General features: G+C 63.7%; 10 protein-coding genes. 6 read left to right on the top strand and 4 right to left on the bottom strand.

The genetic code is table 11. The annotated features are described in order from the left end of the window. The first annotated feature begins 32 nt into the window (after nucleotides 1-32). Genes UU9_RS17360 through UU9_RS17615 form a run of 4 tightly spaced genes read left to right on the top strand, consistent with a single transcriptional unit; the run spans nucleotide 33 to nucleotide 7,327 of the window. Entirely contained in the window at nucleotides 33-5,840 is a 5,808-nt protein-coding gene (locus UU9_RS17360; protein ID WP_083838988.1) for a pilus assembly protein, read from the top strand. 9 nt (nucleotides 5,841-5,849) lie between these two features. Continuing rightward, nucleotides 5,850-6,266, top strand: coding sequence for a type IV pilin protein (locus UU9_RS13115; RefSeq protein WP_007082240.1), 417 nt, complete (start codon nucleotides 5,850-5,852; stop codon nucleotides 6,264-6,266). Next, nucleotides 6,241-6,729, top strand: a complete 489-nt coding sequence (locus UU9_RS17610; protein WP_156804291.1) for a DUF4124 domain-containing protein — start codon at nucleotides 6,241-6,243, stop codon at nucleotides 6,727-6,729. Before UU9_RS13115 ends, UU9_RS17610 begins: the two co-directional genes overlap by 26 nt. Then, the gene (locus UU9_RS17615) at nucleotides 6,719-7,327 is read left to right on the top strand and encodes a GspH/FimT family pseudopilin (protein WP_007082242.1); all 609 of its coding nucleotides are present in this window, start codon (nucleotides 6,719-6,721) and stop codon (nucleotides 7,325-7,327) included. Before UU9_RS17610 ends, UU9_RS17615 begins: the two co-directional genes overlap by 11 nt. A 96-nt stretch (nucleotides 7,328-7,423) precedes the next feature. Here the strand turns inward: UU9_RS17615 and recD are convergent, their stop codons facing one another. From recD to recC, 3 genes are read right to left on the bottom strand one after another with little or no spacing between them, the layout of a single operon-like run. Beyond that, a complete protein-coding gene (gene recD, locus UU9_RS13125; protein WP_007082243.1) occupies nucleotides 7,424-9,469 on the bottom strand; it encodes an exodeoxyribonuclease V subunit alpha in 2,046 nt (681 codons plus the stop codon). Next, nucleotides 9,459-13,166, bottom strand: a complete 3,708-nt coding sequence (gene recB, locus UU9_RS13130) for an exodeoxyribonuclease V subunit beta (protein WP_007082244.1) — start codon at nucleotides 13,164-13,166, stop codon at nucleotides 9,459-9,461. Before recB ends, recD begins: the two co-directional genes overlap by 11 nt. Next, a complete protein-coding gene (gene recC / locus UU9_RS13135) occupies nucleotides 13,163-16,717 on the bottom strand; it encodes an exodeoxyribonuclease V subunit gamma (protein WP_007082245.1) in 3,555 nt (1,184 codons plus the stop codon). Before recC ends, recB begins: the two co-directional genes overlap by 4 nt. Nucleotides 16,718-16,811: 94 nt before the next feature. Here recC and UU9_RS13140 point away from each other — a divergent pair, with 94 nt between their 5' ends. Further along, nucleotides 16,812-17,420: a methyltransferase gene (locus UU9_RS13140; protein WP_007082246.1), complete on the top strand. Its 609-nt coding sequence runs from the start codon at nucleotides 16,812-16,814 to the stop codon at nucleotides 17,418-17,420. A 164-nt stretch (nucleotides 17,421-17,584) separates the two neighbouring features. Here UU9_RS13140 and typA read toward each other — a convergent pair whose 3' ends face one another. Then, nucleotides 17,585-19,411 (bottom strand): translational GTPase TypA, encoded by a 1,827-nt coding sequence (typA, locus tag UU9_RS13145; RefSeq protein ID WP_007082247.1) that lies wholly within the window; start codon nucleotides 19,409-19,411, stop codon nucleotides 17,585-17,587. Nucleotides 19,412-19,921: 510 nt separating this feature from the next. On the opposite strand from typA, the gene UU9_RS13150 reads away from it, so the two are divergent. Continuing rightward, entirely contained in the window at nucleotides 19,922-20,698 is a 777-nt protein-coding gene (locus UU9_RS13150) for an iron-containing redox enzyme family protein (RefSeq protein WP_007082248.1), read from the top strand. The last annotated feature ends 101 nt before the right edge of the window (nucleotides 20,699-20,799 follow it).

A 20,799-nucleotide genomic window follows, 5' to 3' on the forward strand; every position in this document is an offset into this window, starting at 1 on the left:
CGTGACTCAAGAAATTGACGGGATGGTTGGTCATGAACAAAATTGCCGGTCGCGCTAATTTGGGAACAGAGATGTCATGCCGAGGGCTGCTTATTGGCTTTCTCATAGTGTGCCTCGCTGCGCCGATGGTTGTGGCTCAGCCGCTACCATCCCCGATGGCTGCTATCGACGTTGGGTTCGGCCCCGCACCCGCGGCGACGACCTCGGACGCGGATGGGAATCCTGCGCCATCGACCTCAACCGCCGTACCGGCGCCGGCCGCTTCGGCCATTGGCGCTGCCATTGGATTGAACCGAAAAGGCGATGTTGCGGTGGCGGCAAATTTCACCGCACTACCCGTCATCAATTCAAGCTCGGCAGCGCCGCTGGTGATGCTGGTGATGTCGCGTGACGAGCAATTGTTCATCAAGGCCTATTCCGATTACACCGACCTGGACAACGATGGGGTTGTTGACACAACGTACAACGATGCGTTCGATTATTCGGGGTATTTTGATTCCTCGCTTTGCTATACCTACGCCAATACGCAGTTCAAAGCATCGGCGGCAGCCTCGGGCGGCAACGCGGATGGCCAGAAAAAGCACCAGTGCAGCGGAAATTGGAGCGGTAACTTCCTGAATTGGGTGTCCATGAGCCGGCTCGATGTCGTGCGGCTCGTCCTCGACGGTGGACTGCGTTCGACCGATAATCCCAACAGGACCGTGTTGAAGCGCGCACCGATTCCTAATGACCTCCACGCTTGGGCAAAGGTCTACACAGGTACGGACGTGAACAAGTTCACGCCGTTCATTCAGGACACTTCGAATCTCGGGATATCGTTCTGCAACGCCACACTCTCCGCTGACGGTGACCCGCAAATGCGCGTGGCGCGAGGAAATTGGTCGGAGTGGGCGTCGACCGCGTCGCGTCAATGTGACTGGAAGGAAACAATCGGCACGCCGGATGCGAATAATAGCTACAACGACGACGCATCGAAGAATGATGGGCTTGGTGACAAGGAATATATCGTTCAGGTCGAAGTCTGCGACCCGTCGACGAACGGCATTCGCGAGAGCTTCTGTCAGCTCTATAGCAACGGTAGCTCCCGCAGCTATAAGCCCGTCGGACTATTGCAGCGATATGGCGAAAACGGCCAAATGCGCTTTGGCCTTCTGACAGGTAGTTTTTCTGCACCGCGAAGCGGTGGCGTGTTACGTCGGAATATAGGCAAGTTAGCGGGGAACGGTAACGATCCGGCGACGTGCGTGGCGGGCGACGAAATAAAGCTGAGCGACGGAACGTTCTGCAATCAGGATGATGGCAAGGAAGGAATCATCAATACCTTGCATCGGCTGAAGCTGACGAATTGGAACTTCAACAACAATTGGAATGATTGCAACACTTACGGAATCCTGAATCGAAACGAGACAACGAACGGCACAAATAATCGCCTCGATGATCCGGGCAGCTCTGGCACCAACGCGCAAGCGTGCAGCGCCTGGGGCAATCCGCTTTCGGAAATGTATGCCGAGGCCCTTCGCTACATCGCTGCAGATGGTGCCAAGACGGCCAAGTTTATCAAGGCAGGTGATCTTGCCGGCCTGCCATCGCCTGCTTGGAAAGATCCGTACGCTGCTTCCGAAAATCCCTATTGTGCCTCCTGCAGCGTCATTGTCTTGTCTACCGGCCTGAACTCTTTCGACAGTGACGAGCTCCCGCCGTGGACCAAGGCAGGTATCGGCATGAACGCGGCCTCAGCCACGCAGGCCATCGGTGCCGATGAAGGCATCAATGGAAACAATTATTTGACCGGACGTGTAGTGGCGACTCAGACCGATCTGGCTGTTGGCAAGCCTGTCAATACGTACGAAGACCTTTGCAGTTCGAAGCTGGTGAGTGACCTGAGTTTGGCTCGAGGTATCTGTCCGGATATCCCTAGCATGGAAGGCAGCTTCCTAATCGCCGGGCTGGCGTTCGACGCGTGGACAAAAGATCTGCGGCCGGACCTGGGTTCTGTGCAGGGCAGTACGCGACCCGCTGGCTACAAAAATACCGTGCAGACCTACGCCGTGGCTCTGGCGGAAAATCTTCCAAAGTTCCAACTGCCAATCGGGTCCAAATCCATAACGCTCGCGCCTTTGTGCCAAGCCAACAACACCGGCGGAGCATCCATCACGGATTCGGGCTGGCGCAGTTGCTATCTCGGCGCGGTGGGCGTGGGCACCAAGACGTCACGAGTCGACACAAGCTACATCTATGGCCGGCCGCTGCTTGCAGACGCGCGCGCGGGTAGTTATTCGCTCGTGTGGGAGGATTCGCTATGGGGCAATGATCACGACAACGACGTTGTTTCGATGCTGACGTACTGCGTTGGAGACACCTGCGCCCGATCTACGAATTTGCCTCAGAAGTTGCCCGCAGCAACGGTTTGTTTCTACAAGAACACCAATTACGGCGGAGGCAGCTGGTGTCCGAGCACAGATACCACACCTCATAATTTCCCGGTGGGCGATGGCTTCCGGGACGTGATCTCCTCTGTTAAGGTGCCTGCGGGCTACAAGTTGACCCTCTACACAGGGGAAAACCTGTCAGGTACCAGCGCCTCGTTCACTGCAGACACGGCGAACGTGGGCAGCGCTCTGAATGACAAGGCGCGCTCGTACAGTGTGGGTCGTACAGGAAGCTCTTTTGCTGGATATGACATCTGCTGGCAGTCGGATTCGGCAATTTGCACCGATAACGCCGGGAAACCCACGGTAGGCAATGACGAAGCATTGGTTCGCATTGAGAATCTTTCGGCTTACGCCGGCAATGCGATGCTTACTGGCTACACCATCAGCGGCTCCAGTGATGACGGTGTAAAGCGTCTCGCCCTGCGTCCGGGTAACGCGAATGCGAGCGTGCTGACATCTCAGGCAAACGCACCGGCCAGTTGGTACAAGCCCAAGGTGGTCAAGTACACGGTGGGCAGCACGGGCGCCAAGCAGCTGGAAAACCCCCTCTATTACGCCGCCAAATATGGTGGCTTTGCGAAAATAACCGACACGTCGGGTGTGGCGGTCACGGCACCCTGCGACAAAACCACCACGCCGGCGTGCGCTACCTCCAACTGGGATCAGAACAACAACGATACGGGTCTGCCCGGTGCAGACAATGTGCCGGACAATTTCTTCCCCGTGCGTAATCCCGCGCAGCTGGGTGAGCGCCTTGCCAGCGTGTTCAATGCCATTTTGACCCGCTCCGGCTCGGGTACCTCAGCAGCGGTGGTAACCAGCAGCGCTGCGGGAGAGGGATTGACCTATCAAGCGCTTTACCAAGGCAAGACGCAGAATGTTACTGGTAGCCAATCGGTATCCTGGACCGGTGCGGTGAACGCCTTGTGGATCGATAGCGACGGGCAGTTCCGCGAAGGTGGTTACGACATCGGTGGGTCACCGACGCTGGGAGATGCATCGCAAAACCCGATCGTCCGCTTCTGCACCACTGCCGACGGTGATTCGCGATTCCACACGTACACAGATCCGACAGTCGCGCCCACCAAGCCGATCCCAGCAGCGCAATGCAATGGCAAGCCGTTGAGTGATCTCAAGCCGGTCTGGTCGGCACAGAACATGTTGTCGTCTGCGTCCTATCAAACACTAACCCAGCGTGCTTACGGCACGGCGGCGACGGGTGCCGCGGGCCGCTACATCTTCACTTGGATCGACGCCGATCATGACGGCGTGGTTGATACCGGAGAGCAGAAGGATTTCGCCTGGTCATCGTCCGGCTTTGGGGGTAACGGAACGTGCGATTCGAGCACTGTCACCGGCAATTTCCGGTTCTTGAACACGTGTAGCTCGAACGGTGCAGAATCGCTGGTCGACTGGATCCGTGGTACGGAGTGGACGGGCAGTGATGGAAGGCCTGATCCGAATTGGCGCTCACGGACCGTCGATGGCAAGGTCTACCGTCTCGGCGACATCGTCAACTCGACACCGCTCGCGGTCGGTGTTCCAGCCGAGTCTTTTGACCTGCTTTACAACGACAGTAGCTATGGAGGCTTTCGCAAGAAGTACCAGAGCAGGCGGCAGATGATCTACGTCGGTGCCAACGACGGCATGATCCACGCGTTCAACGGAGGTTTTTACAACGCATCGGAAAAGAGGCTCGATACCCAGCCATCGACATGCACGAGCCAGGGTTGTTCGCTGGACAGCGCCTTCACGGCGCACCCGCTTGGCTCCGAGGTGTGGGCTTACGTGCCTGGCAACCTGCTTGCCCATTTGCGTTGGCTTTCCGATCCCGATTACGCGCACATGTTCTACGTGGACGGTTCGCCGATTTCCCAGGACGTGCGAATTTTTACCGCGAGCGACGAGAATTGCTCGGTGAGCGGTTCTACCCAATGCCATCCTGATGGTTGGGGCACCATTCTCATCGTGCCGTTCCGGTTTGGTGGTGGTCCCATCACGGTGGACACAAAGGAAGGGGCTGCGAGCACCTATCAGGCATCATTCCCTGCCTATGTCGTCCTGGACGTCACGAATCCGGAAGCGCCGCCGGTCCTGCTGGCAGAGTTGACGAATGCGCAGGGGCTCGCCGGATCAGGAGCGAGTGCTGGTTGTGCTTCGACACTGTTTTCATGCGCGAATCTCATGAAGACGGTAAGCACTTATACGTCCTCGCTGCCCGCGGTAGCGATGTTCCGTCCCAGCGGCTCGGCCGATCCCGATCCCAGCAAATTCATTCTCTTTACGGGCTCGGGCACCACTGACAATGGCGGCTCCGGCTCGGTGGAAGGTGGAAACGCTATTTCCACAGCCGGTCTAGGCATTCGTGCGTACGATCTCAGTGATATCGCAAGCTCGGACCCCACACCACTGAGTTGGGGCACTGGCAACGGCACGGTCAAGATGATGACGAACGTGGGGGCGGCGAACGCCGGCGCCAACAGCTTCGCAGGGGATGTTGTGGCTTCAGATTTCAACTTGGATGGCGTCGCAGAATCGCTGTATTTCGGCAGTTCGAAGGGCGCAGCCAGCCCATTTGGTGGGGCGTTGTGGGCGATCGACTTTAAAGGCAGTGTGGATCCAGCGGACTGGTCGCCGCGAATGGTTCTGTCTGGGCTGGACAAACCGGTCACTATTCGCCCCACTCTGGGCGTAAACGACAAGCGGCAACATATGGTGTTTTTTGGCACGGGCCGCGCCTATACCAAGAGCGATCTCCAGGATAAAAACCAGCAAGTGATCGTTGGTCTAGTGGATGACGGAACAACGTCGACGGTTTCAGCGGGAACCCCAGCTGTGACGACGAACAGCACTGTGTCTTTCGCCGATCTTCTCGATGTGACTGACGTTGACGTCATGGATGACGGCACCGTGAGTGGAGCAGGTGACGACGTGACAACGATTGCGGACCTCGCCGCCGCATCGCAAACCGCCCATGGTTGGAAGTCCAACCTCGACATCCCCACGGACGCTAACGGTGCCAAAATGCCATCGGAACGCGTTGTTTCCACCCAGGTACTGGCGGGCGGTGTTTTGAACACTTCGACTTACCTGCCTGGCACTGATCAATGCACCGATCAGGGCGAAGGTCGATTGGTTCCCTCGAACTATCTGACAGGTACGGCTGACGTGGGCCTGATCGGCATTCTCGGCAAGGATTCCGATGGAAAAATCAACAAATCTGTGGAATTGGGCAAGGGGCTTCCCTCCCAGCCGAGCTTGAGCAAGGGAGGCTCCGGCTCATCGGGCGACAAGGACCTGCGCGCGTGTGTGCAAACATCTAGTGGTGCGATCATCTGTCACGATCTGCCGCCCTTGAAGTCAGTCAGGAGTGGTGAGATTTCGTGGCGCGAACCGCTCGATAAATAAGGAAAAATCATGCGTCGACAGCTTGGCTTCACCTTGCTCGAATTGATGATCGTGGTGGTTATCATCTCGATCTTGTCCGCGCTCGCTATTTCGTCGTATCGCAGCTACGTGGTGAGGACGCATCGCACCGATGCGCAACGCACGCTACTCGATCTGGCTGGCCGACAAGAGCGCTTTTACTATTCCCATAATGCTTACACCGATACGTTGGCCGATCTGTCGGGGTCCAACACTATGGTGGGAAATGGGCAGTACTACACCATTTCTATCCCGTCGGCGTCTTCGACGGATTACACGATCACCGCGACGGCCGCGGGAAATCAGCGACGGGACGACGCGCTTTGCCAGACACTCAGTCTTGAGAGGTCTGGAACTCAGAGTTCTACTGGATCCACCGCCAATGATCCGAAGTGCTGGGGTAACTAGAGCAATGCGGCGATATTCTGGAAAAGGGTATGTATCTTTCGGTCGTCGTCTGGTGGTTTCGGCGGCACTGGGCTTGTTTTGTGTGGTTGGCGTTTGCCAGGAAATTTATAAGTGGAAAGACGCCGCGGGCACGGTTCATTACAGCGAAAAGGCACCGCCGGATGGGGTGAAGAACACTCGAATGACGCTTTCTGGTCACGTGGATGACAATTCCAGCGAGTTGCCTCCGAGCTCTCCTTTACCAACGACTGCTGAAGCCAAAGCTGCGCTAGATCTAGCCAGCAAAAAGCAGGAAGAGCACCTGTGTACGGTGGCGAAACAGAACCTGGAACTGTTGAATTCTGATGCCATGATTGCGAGTGATTCCGATCTCGATTCCGCCACACAGTTGCTTGATGAGCAAAGGGCGACGAAGCGTTCTGAGGCTCAAGCTCAAATAGCGCGGTATTGTCATGAGCATTGAACTCGGGACTCAAATCCACCAGCGCAGTCACCGGGCTGGATTCTCCTTGATCGAATTGATGGTCGCGATCACCGTCTTGGCCATACTCGCTGCGATCGCCCTACCGAACTTTCGTAGCATGATTCGTCGCAATGGTGTTTCGACGCAGGTAAATGCCATGTATAGCGACCTTCAATATGCGCGAAGCGAGGCGATCACGACCAGGTCATTTGTATCGTTGTGTCCACGTTCGACTACCGCGGTGGCGGGCGAAAAAGCATGCGGTGGTGCCAGCAACCAATTCGACCGCGGCTGGCTGGCTTACGCTTCCTCGACCAGTGGTGCTGATTACGATACCGGCAAGCCGCAGTCACTTCTGCAATTGCGGGAATCGGCCCCCAATGTTTCAGTACGGTCTTCGGCAAACGGGGTGCTCACCCTCAATTCTCGTGGCGAAGTGGTAGGTGGGGTGAGCAGGGAATTCATGGTTTGTGCAAAAGCCACTGCGGGGACAGGAGCTGGGGAGAGTACGAGGTCGGTACCTGGCAAGAGAGTCGTTATCACGGCAAGTGGCAGGGTTTCGGCGGCCGATATAGCGGTCGCGGGAAGTTGCGGATAGGGCGCGACCGTGCCGCCACCCATCGAAATTCGTCAGAGGCTAGGGCAATTTTACGGTTGCTGAGTTACACAATGCGCGCATCGGTGTCGGGCAAGTTCATGGAATTTGCGCTTCGACGCCTATGGAACGCTGATTGCCCAATCGCTCCGCCAACCCCGAATACCGCCGCGTCCTTTGCCGGGTGGCCAGGTCGACGATGTCTTGGCTCCCTGCCAACGTGAACCAGCGGCGGGCGCGGGTGATGCCGGTGTAGAGCAGTTCGCGGGTGAGTACGGGGCTGGGGTCGGGGGGCAGTGCCAGCAAGGTGTGTTCGAACTCCGAGCCTTGTGATTTATGCACGGTCATCGCGTAGACGGTGGCCACGTCGTTGAGGCGCGAGGGCAGGATGCGGCGCACGCGGGTGCCGGCACTGGTACCCGGCAGGGCATCGCCCAGAAAGGCTACCGACAACCGTGGTGTGCCTCGTTCGTCGGGCAGCCGCAGGCAAATGCCGACGTCGCCGTTGGCCAGGCCCAGGCTGTAATCGTTGCGGGTGACCATCACCGGGCGGCCTTCGTACCAGCCCAGGCTGGTGTCGACCAGGCCGCGTGCCTGCAGTGCTTCGGCGATGCGCTGGTTGAGTCCTTCCACGCCGAACGGGCCCTGGCGCAGGGCGCACAGCAACTGGAAGCGATTGAACGCCTGTAGCGTGTGGCGCGCCCATGCGTCATGCGCTTCGTCGCCCGCATCGGTGGCGGGGCGCTGATGCTGCAGTTGTTCCAGGTAATGGCGGTGGCCGCGTGCGCCGCCGCCTTGGGTTGCGTGGGCACCGCCATCGATGGCCAGTTCGACCAGGCGCGCGGGTGCGGCCGACGGTTCCCATGACAGATCGGCCGAGGCTACGGAAAGCAGCGCATGCACGGCATCGGGCTCGCCACGGTTCACGGCCTGGGCCAACTGGCCAATGCCGCTCGCGGCGCCGAAGCGATGGCTATGCCGCAGCATCGCCACCTGCTGATCGAGGGCCTGCGCATCGGTGCTGACGAAGGCCGCGATGTCCTGCCCGGTGACGGTGCGCAGCCATTGCGCGGTATCGCCATCGTAGTGTCCGGCCTGCGCGCGCAGGCATAAATCGCCCAACACCGCGCCGGCTTCTACCGAGGAGAGCTGATCCTTGTCGCCCAGCAGGATCAGCCGCGCGGCAGCGGGCAGGGCGGCGAGCACCGCAGACATCATTTCCAGGTCGATCATCGACGCTTCGTCGACCACCAGCACATCCAGGTGCAGCGGATTGGTTCGATCGTGGCGAAAACGGCGGGTGTCTGGCCGCGCGCCCAGCAGGCGGTGCAAGGTGTCGACCTGGGCGGGAATGGCCGCGCGGGTGGCCTCATCCACGTCCAGAGCGGCCAGTTGCGTGGCGATGGAGGCGTTCAATCGCGCGGCGGCCTTGCCGGTGGGCGCGGCCAGGCGAATGCGCAACGGACGCGCGTGTTCGCGCAGGTACAGTGTCTGCAGCAGGCCCAGCAGGCGCACCACGGTGGTGGTCTTGCCGGTGCCCGGACCACCGGTGATCACGGTGAAGGCCCCGCGCACCGCCAGCGCGCACGCGATCTGCGGCCAGTCGATTGCCACTCCCGCAGCAGCGGCCTCAGCTGCGACCGGTTCCCGATCAACCGCCTTCTGGCTACCCGCGCCAACTGGCGGAAACAATCGCTGCAGTTCTTCACCCAACTGCGCCGGCGCCGCGTGCACCCGTTCCAGCCGCTCGCGAATGGCCGCGGCTACATGGCGCTCGTGGTTCCAGTAGCGGCGCAAATACAGGCGGCGGCCGTCGCGCACCAGCGGCGCGTTGGCGGGCTGGCCATCGGCGTCGGCGACCAGCGGCGACGCCAGCGCGGCGTCGTTTTCATGAAAACGCTGCAGCAGGGCGTGCCAGGCAGGTGGCCATTGTTGTTCGCCGGCCATGATATCGAGCGCGGTGAGGTCCAGGCACAAGTGGCCATCGGCCAGTTGGCGGCTGAGCAACGCGGCCAGCCACAGCAAGGGCGCTGATGCGGCGGCGTCGCGCTCGCCCAGGAAGCGGGCCAGCGCCACGTCCAGCGGGCGCAGCCGGTGTTGCGCGATGTCCTGCTCGAACATGGCGGCAAGTTGGTCAGCCGGCATCGGGCGTTCCTCCCTCGGCAAACAGCCGGTCCATCGCATCGATCAGCGCAAACGGCAGCCGTTCGCCGTGCACGCCGTGGCCGGTGCCATCGACGCCGCGCAGGTAGAGGTAGAGCACGCCACCGACGTGTTGTGCGTAGTCGTAATCGGGCAGGCGCGCGCTCAGTTGCCGGTGCAGGGCCAGCGTGTAGATCGCGTACTGCAGGTCGTAGCGGCTGTGCAGTACCGAATCGCGCATGGCGTCGGCGGTGTAGGCCGCGTTGTCGGGGCCGAGCCAGTTGGATTTGTAATCGACGATGTAATAACGGCCGTCGTGCTCGATCACCAGGTCGATGAAGCCCTTGAGCATGCCGTTGAGGCGGTCCGGTTGCAGCGCGGGGCGTGGCCGCGCCTGCAGCGTTTGGGCGGTGACCAGCCGATCCAGCGCCAGTGTGCCTACCCGGTTCGCCTCGAACCAGAATTCCATTTCGGCGCGGTAGTTGTGGACGCCGGCCAGGGTCAACTGGCCGCCATCAGGCAACGCCAGCGGCGTCGTCAGGAAGGTGGGCAGCCACGCCGTCAGCGGCTTGATCCAGGCCTGCCAGCCGCGCCGCTGGCAGCGGCGGGCGATCAGGTGCCCGAGTGCCGGCGGCGAGGTGGCGCTGAGCGCGAAGCTTTCGTCGGCGGCCCATTCCAGCAGGTCGTGCAGGAAGGTGCCCGGCTCGGCGCCACGGGGGAACTGGTGGATGCCCGCCGTGTCGGCCGGCTCCTGTGCGGCCGGCTTTTGCGTAGCGTGAACCGGGGCGACGACCACGACGGGTTCGGCGCGGGTTTCGATCAGCACGTTTTGTTGCGCGGTTTCCGGTGCGGCGGGGCGTTCGGCGCTGTCGCCCTCGGCGACTTTCAGTGCGCTGTAGCTGGCAATCCACCAAGGCTCCGGTGGCTGGCCGTGGTAGACGCGGGCAGGCTGCAACGGCTCCGGCGTGGTGACGGTTTCGCAGGGTTGCGTGGCCGCGCTGGAGGGCAGTTCAATCAGCTGGATATCGGGATGCCCGGCCAGTTGGTCGAGGCGGGCGGGCAGAGTTTCGGGCTCGATCGGTTCGCCCCCGGCGAGCACATAGCCGAACGCGGATCGGTGCAGCACCGAGGCCTTGGCATTGCCGCTCTTGAGGTTGGCGATGCCCAGCCAACAGGTGTGGCGGGCGCGGGTGAGCGCCACGTAGAGCAGGCGCAGGTCTTCCTGCAGGCGTTCGCGCTCGGCCTGTTGCCAGGCGTCGTCGGAGGGTTGCAGATCCATCGCCGCCTGGTTGCCCTCATGCCAGACGAAGCTGTCGCCGCGCCTGGTTTCGCGCGCAGCGCAGGCGAAGGGCAGCATGACCAGCGGGTATTCCAGGCCCTTGGACTTGTGGATGGTGACCACCTTGATCAGCGCGGCCTCGCTTTCCAGTCGCACGATTTTCTCGTCCGCGGTATCGGCCTGGTTGTCGGCCTGGCTGATCTGGCTGGCCAGATGGCGGATCAACGCGTGCTCGCCATCCAGCGTGGCGGCGGCCTGCTGCAGCAGTTCAGCCAGGTGCAGCAGGTTGGTCAGCGCGCGCTCGCCGTCGGCGCGGGCCAGCAACTGCGCGGGCAGGTCGAACAGGTGCAGCAGGTCGTGCAGCATCGCCAGCTCACCATGGCGCAGCCAGCTGTCGTGCAACTGGCGGAAGCGTTCGCCGCACTGTTCCCAATAGCGCTCATCCTGGTTGAGGCGGTCCAGTTCGGCGTAGCCCTGGGCGAGGGTGGGGCTGGCCAGCGCCGCGCGCATGGCGTGGTCGGAGCCGGGCTCGGCGCAGGCATGCAGCCACAGCAGCAGGTCGCGCGCCTCGGCCGAGGCGTAGACCGAGTCGCGGTCGGACAGGTAAACGCTGGCCAGGCCGCGCGCCTGCAGCGCCGCACGCATGGCGCCGGCCTCCTTGCCGCTGCGTACCAGGATGGCGATGTCGCCGGGAGCCAGCGGCGTCAATGCGGCGGCGGAGGCAGGCGTCGCGAGGCCGTCGTCGACGAAACCGCAGTCGCCCTCACGCGCGGCGTCCAGCCATTGCACCAGGGTGGCGGCAGCGTGTTCGGCCATGCAGGCCTGATAAGCGCCCTGGCTCATCGGTGCGAGGTCGGCGGCGTGGGCCAGTTGCAGCGCAGGCAGCGGTTGGCCGTGCAGCAGCAGGCGCTGCGTGCGGCCTTGCGCCTGCACTCGCAGGAACGGCAGGCCCTGGGCGCCCTTGCCGAAGCCGAACGCGCCTTGCGGGTGCTGTTCGGCACCTTCGAATACGCGGTTGACCGCGCCGACCATCGCGCTGGTGGAGCGGTAGTTGGTATCCAGCGTCCAGGTGGGTTGGCCGGCGCTCGTGCGCGCTTGCAGGTAGGTGTGGATATCCGCGCCGCGAAAACCGTAGATCGCCTGCTTGGGGTCGCCGATCAGCAGCAGGCCGGTGCCGGGCCGCTGGCCGTAGATGCGCTGGAAGATGCGCCATTGCAGCGGGTCGGTGTCCTGGAATTCGTCGATCAGCGCCACCGGGTATTGGCTGGCGATGGTCTGCGCCAGCCGCTCGCCGCTGACCCCATGCAGGGCGTCGTCGAGCCGCTTGAGCATGTCGTCGTAGCCGAGCTGGGCCAGCCGCTGCTTGCTCGCTTGCAGCCGCGCGGCCACCCACGGCACGGCGTGGGCGAGGATCAGCGGTTTCAGCTCGGGCGTGGCGTGGCGTGCATCGAGCAGGGTGTCGATGGCGGCGAAGGCAGGGTGTTGCGGGGTGACCTTGTTCTTATTGGTGGCTGCGGTGAATGCGCTTTGCGCGAAGCGTCGCACGATGTCGTCGTCGATGGCGCTGCCCTGCGCCCATAGTCGCATGGCGTCGAGACGGGCGGGGAGGTTTTGGGGTTGGACCTTGCCGGCGTGGAGTACGCCCTGCTGCACCGCCTTGCTCAACAACGTCTCGATTGCCTCGACCTCTGTCTGCCACAGCGCGCGTGCGTGCTGCTCGGCGGCGCGCAGCGGCGCCAGCAGCGTATCCATGGCCGCCGCGAGGTCGTGGATGAGCGGCAGCGGATGGCCGTCCATACGCAGGTTTTCCGCGGGCTGGCGCAGTAGCGGAAACAGGCTTTTCTGCAGGGCCGGCGGAGCTTTCCACAGCGCGCTGACCTGCCCGGCGTTGTCGCGGTCGAGCACGAAGAAATGCTGGCGCCAGTAGTCGCGCACGGCTTCGGCCAGCAGTTCGCTCTCGTCGTCGATGGTGTTCTGCACGAAGGCGTGACCGCTGTCGAACGCGTGCTGGCCCAGCATGCGCTGGCACCAGCCGTGGATGGTATGCACGGCGGCCTCGTCCATCCATTGCGCAGCCAGTTCCAGTTGGCGCGCGGCGCGGGAGCGGGCTTCCGGGTCGGGGTAGTCGGCGATCAGGCCGGCGAGGTAATCGTCGTCCGTGGCCTGGCCGCGAAACGCCTCGGCGGCCTGGCCCAGGCGGGTGCGGATGCGTTCGCGCAGTTCGGCGGTGGCGGCCTTGGTGAAGGTGACCACCAGGATCTGCGGCGGCAGCAAGGGCACGCCGGATTCGGTGTGGCCCAGCACCAGGCGCAGGTACAGCGCGGCGATGGTCCAGGTCTTGCCGGTGCCGGCGCTGGCCTCGATCAGGCGGATGTCGTGCAGCGGCAGGCGCAGCGGATCGAGCGCGGCGGTGCGGTTCATGCCGCGTCTCCCTGCGTCAGGATGACGTTGTCGAACAGGGCGCGGTACGGGCCCAGCCAGGCCTCGAAGCCGTGGGCCTGCATGTCGGCGAAGCTCGCCCAGGCGCGCGCCAGGCAGGCGTCTTCGCCGCGTTCGCCGGCGGCGTGGCCATAGTCGTCGCCGTCGAAGCGGCGGGCGGCGACGGTGGCGGCATCTTTCTTTTCGTCGGTGCCGGCCAGCAGCCAGGCGAAGGCGGTTTTGCGGGAGACCGGCAAGGGCGATTGCATGCCGGCGTGCAAGGTGGCCAGCAACTGGTCGAGCATGTCGGCGGCTTCGTCGGGCGCCAGCGCCTGCAGGGTCGGCTGCGCGTCGATGCCGATCAACCGGGTCTGCATCAGCAGGCCGCAGGCGTTGCCCAGCAGGTGGGTGACCCAGGCCGGGATGAGTTTGTCGTAGCGCAAGGCCTTGCCGTCCCGCAGTGTGCCGCTGACCAGCTCCAGCCGCTGGCGGGTGCCTTCGCTGTCGCAGCGTAGATCGGTCAGCCAGTCGTCGACCTGCCAGCCGGCGGTGGGTGCGCGGGTGCTGATGTAGCGCAGTTCATGCTTGTCGCCAGTCAGCGGCCAGTGTTGGCAGGCGGCCTGCCATGCACTGGCTAGGGCGCGCGCCTGGGCGGCGATCTCGATTTGCAGCGCACTGCCGAAGCCGCCAGGTGGCAGCCGGCCTTCGTCGTGCAGGCGCCGCGTGGCGTTGTCGATGTCGTGTTCGAGGCCGGCGGCGGTGGCCGCATCGATGGCCGCGTGCAGCACTGCGCGGTTGGCGCCGTAGCGCTCGAGGCCGTCCAGCGCAAAGGGCTCGTCGTCGATGGCTTCGTCGGCGGCGTCGTTGAAGTACACCTTCAGCCGCTGGTTGAAGAAGTACGCCACCGGCTTACTAAGAAAGCGCTGCAACTGGCCGAGGCCGAGTGCGATGTCCGGCTGCCAGGGCTCAAGCACCGCGGTTGACGCGGCGGGTGCTTCGCCGCGATGCGCCTGCTGCCATTCGCGCGCATAGGTGAATACGCGCGGATCGTCGCCACCGCCGAAATAGCGGCGGCTGAAAGGCTGCAGCGGATAGTCGACGGTGAGCGCGGCGAGTAAAAGGGGGTCAGAGCCACTTTTCGATACACGTTCCGTCTCGCCTGTCGTGCCATCGCCCGAAAAGTGACTCTGACCCCCTTTTACCCAGCCGGCGGCGAGGTAGTCGCGCAGCTGGCCGACCAGGACCGAGGGCGGCAGCACGCTGTTGTCGCGTGCGCTGAGGCCGACCCAGCTGATGTGCAGGGCATCGCGGGCGGACAGCAGCGCTTCGAGGAACAGATAGCGGTCGTCCTCGCGGCGCGAGCGGTCGCCGGGACGGCTATGGCCCGGTTGCGCCATCAGGTCGAAATCGGCCGGCGTCTGCCGGCGTGGGTAGTCGCCGTCGTTCATGCCGAGCAGGCAGACCACGCGGAACGGGATCGCGCGCATTGGCATCAGCGTGCCGAAGCTCACCGCGCCGCCCATGAAGCGTTGCGACAGGCGGCTTTCGTCGATGGCCTGCAGCCAGTGTTCGCGCACGATGTTGAGCGGTATCGCCTCCGCAAAATCCGCTTCGGCGCAGGCGTGCTGCCAGCTGTCCAACGCGTCGCCAAGGCGGCTCAGGCGCACCGCGTCGTCGCCGTTGCCGGCGTCGAAGAAATCCATCAGCAGCGCGTGCAGGCGTTCACACCATTGCGCGGGTGTGGCTGGCGTGGCGAATTGCTGCCAGTAGTGCTCGAGCCGTTCCAGCAGTTGGCTGAGCGGGCCGAGCAGGGCGGCGTCGAGGCCGCCAACCTCGCCGTAGGGGGCGATGCCGTCCAGCGCTTCGCCGTCGCCCACGGCATAGCCGAGCAGCATGCGGCGCAGGCCGAAGCGCCAGCTGTTCTGTTCCAGCGTGGGCAGTTGCAGGCTGTTTTTTTGCGCGCCGTCCAGGCCCCAGCGGATGCCGGCGCCTTCGATCCAGCGGCGCAGCAGGGGCTGGCCGGCATCGTCGAAGCCGAAACGCTTGCGCAGTGCGGGTACGTCGAGCAGGTCCAGCACGTCGCTGACGGCGAAGCGTGCGTCGGGCAGCGCCAGCAGGTATTCCAGCGCCACGATCAACGGTATCCGGCCGCGCGCGGGCTGGTCGGCCACGCTGCAGGGTAGGTGGCGCGGATCGCCCGGCGGCACGCGGCCGAACACCGCCTGGATGTGCGGGCCGTAGGTCTGGATGTCGGGCACCATGACGATCACGTCGCGCGGCGCCAGCGGCCGGCCGTCGCGCGCGGCCTGCTCGAACATGGCCAGCAACTGGTCGTGCAGGATCTCCACTTCGCGCTGCGGGTTGTGGGCGACGTGGAAGCGCAGCGAGTGGTCGTCGTCGCGCCACGCTTTGCGCTGGGCCGGGTCGGCCGGCAGCGGTTCGAGATCGAGGATGGCCTGCTGCATCTGGTGCAGCAAGGTGTCGCTGCCGGCATCCTCGAACAGATCGATGCTGCGCCCGATGGCGGCAAAGTGCGGACGGTAGCGGTCGGGCTGGTCGAAGGCGTCGAGCAGTCGGATATAGTCGCGCCCCTGTTTTCCCCAGGCGGCCAGCAGCGGGTTGGCGTGCAGGTGCAGGTCTTCGTAGCGCGGCTCGGCGGGCAGGCCGGGCTTGCCCGCATGGCGGCGCTGGCTGGCCTTGAGCAGCTCGCGTTCCTCAATGATGTCGGCCCAGTAATGCCGGCACGGGTTGGCCACCACCAGCAATACCTGGCTGAAGCGGGCCAGTGCGGTGAGCGCCTCCAGGGTTTGCTGCGGCAGTGAGGAGATGCCGAACACCACCACCCGGCGCGGCAGTGCGGGCGGGCGTGCCGGCAGCGTGGCCAGGCGCTCGACGAAGGCGCGATGCACGGCGGCGCGGTGGTTGTCGCGCTGATCGGGGCCGACGTCTTCCAGCAGCAGGCGCCACAGGTACGCCTGCCAGCGCTGCTCGGCCGGCAGTGGCGAACGGCGGTTGCGCAGGGTGTCGCGAAGCTCGTCGCGGCCATGCTCCCAGTCGTCCAGCCAGTCGGCGCGATAGACCTGGTACTGGTCGAACAGGTCGGCGATGCGCATGGCCAGCTGATAGTGCTTGCGCCAGTCCGGGTCGTCGCCGAGGAAGTCGCGCAGCGGGGCAAGCGCCTCGTCGTGCAGGTGTTGCGGGATCAGCCGCAGCAGGCGCCACACCAGGCGCGACTTGTCGAACGGCGAGGTGGCGGAAACCGCCTCGTTGCCCAGCACCGCACGATACGCAGTCCACAGAAAGCGCCCGGGCAATTGCACGTCGATCGCCGCACTGATGCCCAGCCCGCCCGCGGCGGGCGAACGGGCCATCGCCAGCTTCAGCCACTGCGCGATGCCGTTGCTCTGCACCAGCATCAGCTCGTTCTCCAGCGGCCGCAGCGGCGCGCGGGCCAGCCATGCGGCCAGCAGGTCGCGCAGGTCTTCCAGCCGGTTGCCATGCAGCACCATCAGGCCAGGTTCGATCGGGAGGGTGGAAAGCGGGGTGGAACTCACGGAAGGCAGGACTCCTGTGTAGCTGGGGGATTGTCGCCCAGATGTGTCGCGCCGTCTGCGACGGTTACCATGCGGCTTTGCCCGGGCGCCGCGCATGCCGAAGACCTACGACCGCGACTATTTCGACAAGTGGTACCGCAACCCGCGCCACGCCGTGGGCTCGCCCGCCGAGTTGCGGCGCAAGGTGGCGATGGTGGTGGCGCAGGCGGAGTACTACCTGGCGCGGCCGATCCGCAACGTGCTGGACGTGGGCTGCGGCGAGGCGGTGTGGCGGGCGCCGTTGCGCGCCTTGCGGCCCGGCATCGACTATCGCGGGCTCGACGCCAGCGAGTACGTGGCCGCGCGCTACGGCCGCAGCCGCAATGTGGGCCTGGCGCGCTTCGGCCAGCTCGAGTATTTGCGGTTCGACCGGCGCTTCGACCTGATCGTGTGCACCGATGTGCTGCATTACCTGAAACCGACCGAGATCCGCGCGGGCCTGGGCGGCATCGTGGACATGCTGGAGGGCATCGCCTTTCTCGAAGTGTTCACCAGCCGCGACGACGTGGTCGGCGACCGCCAGGGCTTCATTTCCCGCGCACCGGCCTGGTACCTGCACGAGTTCGGCGCCGCCGGATTGTTGCCGTGCGGCTCGCATTGCTACCTGGGGCCGCGGCTGGAGCGGCACATAGCCGCGTTGGAGCGCGCGCAGTTGCCGGCGTAGCGACGCAGCCAAGGTCATCCTGTGGGAGCGACTTCAGTCGCGATGCTCTTCAGTCCTGAGGCCCGGAGCAAAAGCATCGCGGCTGAAGCCGCTCCCGCAGGGATCGCCGGCAACGAAAAGGCCGCCTCGCGGCGGCCTTCCGTTTGATCACCTGAAGCAGCAACTCAGCTGCGCGACGCCCGCTTGCGATCGTTCTCGGTGAGGTGCTTCTTGCGCAGGCGGATCTCTTTCGGGGTGATCTCGACCAGCTCGTCGTCGTCGATGAAGTCCAGCGCCTGTTCCAGCGAGAACTTGATCGCCGGGGTCAGCTGGATCGCATCGTCCTTGCCGGAGGCGCGCATGTTGGTCAGCGGCTTGGGCTTGATCACGTTGACGGTAAGGTCGTTGTCCTTGGCGTGGATGCCGACCAGCTGGCCTTCATACACGTTGTCGCCTTCGGCCGCGAACAGCTTGCCGCGGTCCTGCAGCGGCCCCAGCGAGTAGGCCGGGGTGGTGCCGCCGGCGTTGGCGATCATCACGCCGTTGAGGCGCTTGGCGATCTGGCCGTCTTCCTTCGGACCGTAATGGTCGAACACGTGGAACAGCAGGCCCGAGCCCTGCGTCAGGGTCTTGAACTGGTTCTGGAAGCCGATCAGGCCCCGCGCCGGGATCTCGTAATCAAGGCGCACGCGGCCCTTGCCGTCGGACTCCATGTTCTTCAGCTGGCCCTTGCGCATGCCCAGCTTTTCCATCACGGCGCCCTGGTGGACTTCCTCCACATCGACCACCAACTGCTCGATCGGCTCCATCTTCTTGCCGTCGATCTCCTTGATGATCACTTCCGGGCGCGACACGGCCAGCTCGTAGCCTTCGCGGCGCATGTTCTCGATCAGCACCGACAGGTGCAGCTCGCCGCGGCCGGAGACCAGGAACTTGTCGGCGTCCGAACCCTGCTCGACCTTCAGTGCCACGTTGTGCACCTGCTCGCGGTCCAGGCGATCCTTCAGCTGGCGGCTGGTGAGGAACTTGCCGCCCGAAAGGTCCTTGTTGCCCGCGAACGGCGAGTTGTTGACCTGGAAGGTCATGCTGATGGTCGGCTCGTCCACGGTCAGCGCGGGCAGTGCCTCGGGGGCTTCCAGCGCGCAGATGGTGTCGGAGATGGTCAGCTCGGCGATGCCGGAGATGGCCACGATGTCGCCGGCTTCGGCGGTTTCCTGCTCGATCCGCTCCAGGCCCAGGAAGCCCAGCACCTGCAGCACCTTGCCCTGGCGCTTCTTGCCGTGGCGGTCAATCACGGCCACCGGCATGTTCTTCTTCAAGGTGCCGCGCTGGATGCGGCCGATGCCGATCACGCCCACGAAGTTGTTGTAGTCCAGCTGGCTGATGCGCATCTGGAACGGGCCGTCTGGGTCCACGTCCGGCTTGCTCACGTGCTGCATGATCGCTTCGTACAGCGGGGTCATGTCGCCTTCGCGCACGTCGTCGTTGAGACCGGCGTAGCCGTTCAGCGCCGAGGCGTAGACGATCGGGAAATCCATCTGCTCCGGCGTGGCGCCAAGGCGGTCGAACAGATCCCACACCTGCTCGACGACCCACTCCGGGCGCGCGCCCGGGCGGTCGACCTTGTTGATCACCACGATCGGCTTGAAGCCCATCGCGAATGCCTTCTGCGTCACGAAGCGGGTCTGCGGCATCGGGCCGTCCATCGCATCGACCAGGATCAGCACCGAGTCGACCATCGACAGCACGCGCTCGACCTCGCCGCCGAAGTCGGCATGTCCCGGGGTGTCGACGATGTTGATGCGGTTGCCGCGCCAGGTAATGGCCGTGTTCTTGGCCAGGATCGTGATGCCACGCTCCTTTTCCTGATCGTTGGAATCCATCACGCGCTCGGCCAGGACCGTTCGCTCGGCCAACGTGCCAGACTGCTTGAGCAGGCAATCGACGAGGGTGGTCTTGCCGTGATCGACGTGGGCGACGATGGCGATGTTGCGCAGGTTTTCTATAGACATGGGATCGACTCGGGCGGCGCACAGGCCGTCACGCAGGTTTTTGAAGGACGAATTAACCGATTATACGGACTTGCGCGGCAACTTGCCCGTGATTTCGTTCAGGCGGGGCGCGGCGGCGGAACCCGGCTCGTTAAGAGGGCCGCCGTCGGATGGCCCCGGGCCGCCATCACACCCAGGACGGCCGGCGCTTTCCCTTCCCGCGGGACTGCGCGAGTATCGAAGGTCAATGCAGATGGCGACCGTTGGCGCGTAGCGTACGGAAGCCCCACGCAATGGGGAAGCGCGAATAGGAAAAAGACCAAGCCGTCAGCGGCAATCGTCGCCTGGGTTGTCTACGATGACGATCAAGCAGGCCGGCGCGCCCAACCGCGGCTCGGCGTTCATGAAATGAGATTTGGCATCGCTCGCGATGTTGAAGCACCACCGGCAAAGGGATCCCTGTCTCCTGCGCCGGCTCAACCGAGGCTGCAGGCCCTGCAGCCTCTCACTTGTATCTCCAAGGAGAACGGCATGAACTCGCATTTTGAACGCACTGGCCCGCTGACCGAACTGACCAGCTACCCGCAATGGGCGCAAGATATGGTCGCGGACTGTGCCAGTACCAAGCAGAGCGTGGTGGATCACGCGCTGTGGGCCAGGATGAGCGATGGCACGCTCGGTCGCGATGGCACCATCAATTTCATGTGCGGCATCTGGCCGGTCATCGAGCGGTTTCCCGGCTACATGGCGATGAGCCTGCTCAAGACCCAGTACGGCCGCAGTGCCGGTGACAACCTGGCGCGACGCTGGCTGGTACGCAACATTCGCGTGGAGCAGAACCACGCCGAGTACTGGCTGCATTGGGCCGAGGGGGTAGGGGTGTCGCGCGATGAGGTGCTGAACGGCATGCCTCCCCGGGGAACCCAGACCTTGGCGCATTGGTGTGAGGAAGTGAGCAGCGGCGACAGCCTGGTAGCCAGCATTGCCGCTACCAACTACGCGGTGGAAGGCGCCACGGGGGAATGGTCGCAGCTGATCTATGACAACGAGGGCTACAAACAGCGTTTCCCCGAGAAAACGCGTGCCGGTTCGCTACGCTGGCTACAGTTGCATGCGGCTTATGACGATACCCATCCATGGGAGGCGCTGGAAATCGTCTGCACCCTGCTGGGTACATCCCCGGCAGCCGAGGAGGTCGCGCATATCACAGCCTGTATCAAGCGCAGCTACACGAGCATGCGGATACTTGCTGATCGTTGTGTACAGCCTTCGCGGATGCTGAACGTTCTCAGCGAAGCGGCAGCTTGACGGAACGGGCCGCTGCAAGGTCCTTTGGTAAACGCATTGACGCGCAAATCGTGAGATAAAGGCATCCATGCGCACTTTTCCGATTACCTTGCAGCGGCCTC

This window comes from Rhodanobacter fulvus Jip2, from assembly GCF_000264315.1.
Lineage (GTDB): Bacteria > Pseudomonadota > Gammaproteobacteria > Xanthomonadales > Rhodanobacteraceae > Rhodanobacter > Rhodanobacter fulvus.

Bases quoted from the DNA above. Each gene is read 5' to 3' on its own strand.
- UU9_RS17360 (WP_083838988.1), top strand. From the start codon at position 33: ATGAACAAAATTGCCGGTCGCGCTAATTTGGGAACAGAGATGTCATGC.
- UU9_RS13115 (WP_007082240.1), top strand. From the start codon at position 5,850: ATGCGTCGACAGCTTGGCTTCACCTTGCTCGAATTGATGATCGTGGTG.
- UU9_RS17610 (WP_156804291.1), top strand. From the start codon at position 6,241: ATGATCCGAAGTGCTGGGGTAACTAGAGCAATGCGGCGATATTCTGGA.
- UU9_RS17615 (WP_007082242.1), top strand. From the start codon at position 6,719: ATGAGCATTGAACTCGGGACTCAAATCCACCAGCGCAGTCACCGGGCT.
- recD (WP_007082243.1), bottom strand. From the start codon at position 9,469: ATGCCGGCTGACCAACTTGCCGCCATGTTCGAGCAGGACATCGCGCAA.
- recB (WP_007082244.1), bottom strand. From the start codon at position 13,166: ATGAACCGCACCGCCGCGCTCGATCCGCTGCGCCTGCCGCTGCACGAC.
- UU9_RS13140 (WP_007082246.1), top strand. From the start codon at position 16,812: ATGCCGAAGACCTACGACCGCGACTATTTCGACAAGTGGTACCGCAAC.
- typA (WP_007082247.1), bottom strand. From the start codon at position 19,411: ATGTCTATAGAAAACCTGCGCAACATCGCCATCGTCGCCCACGTCGAT.
- UU9_RS13150 (WP_007082248.1), top strand. From the start codon at position 19,922: ATGAACTCGCATTTTGAACGCACTGGCCCGCTGACCGAACTGACCAGC.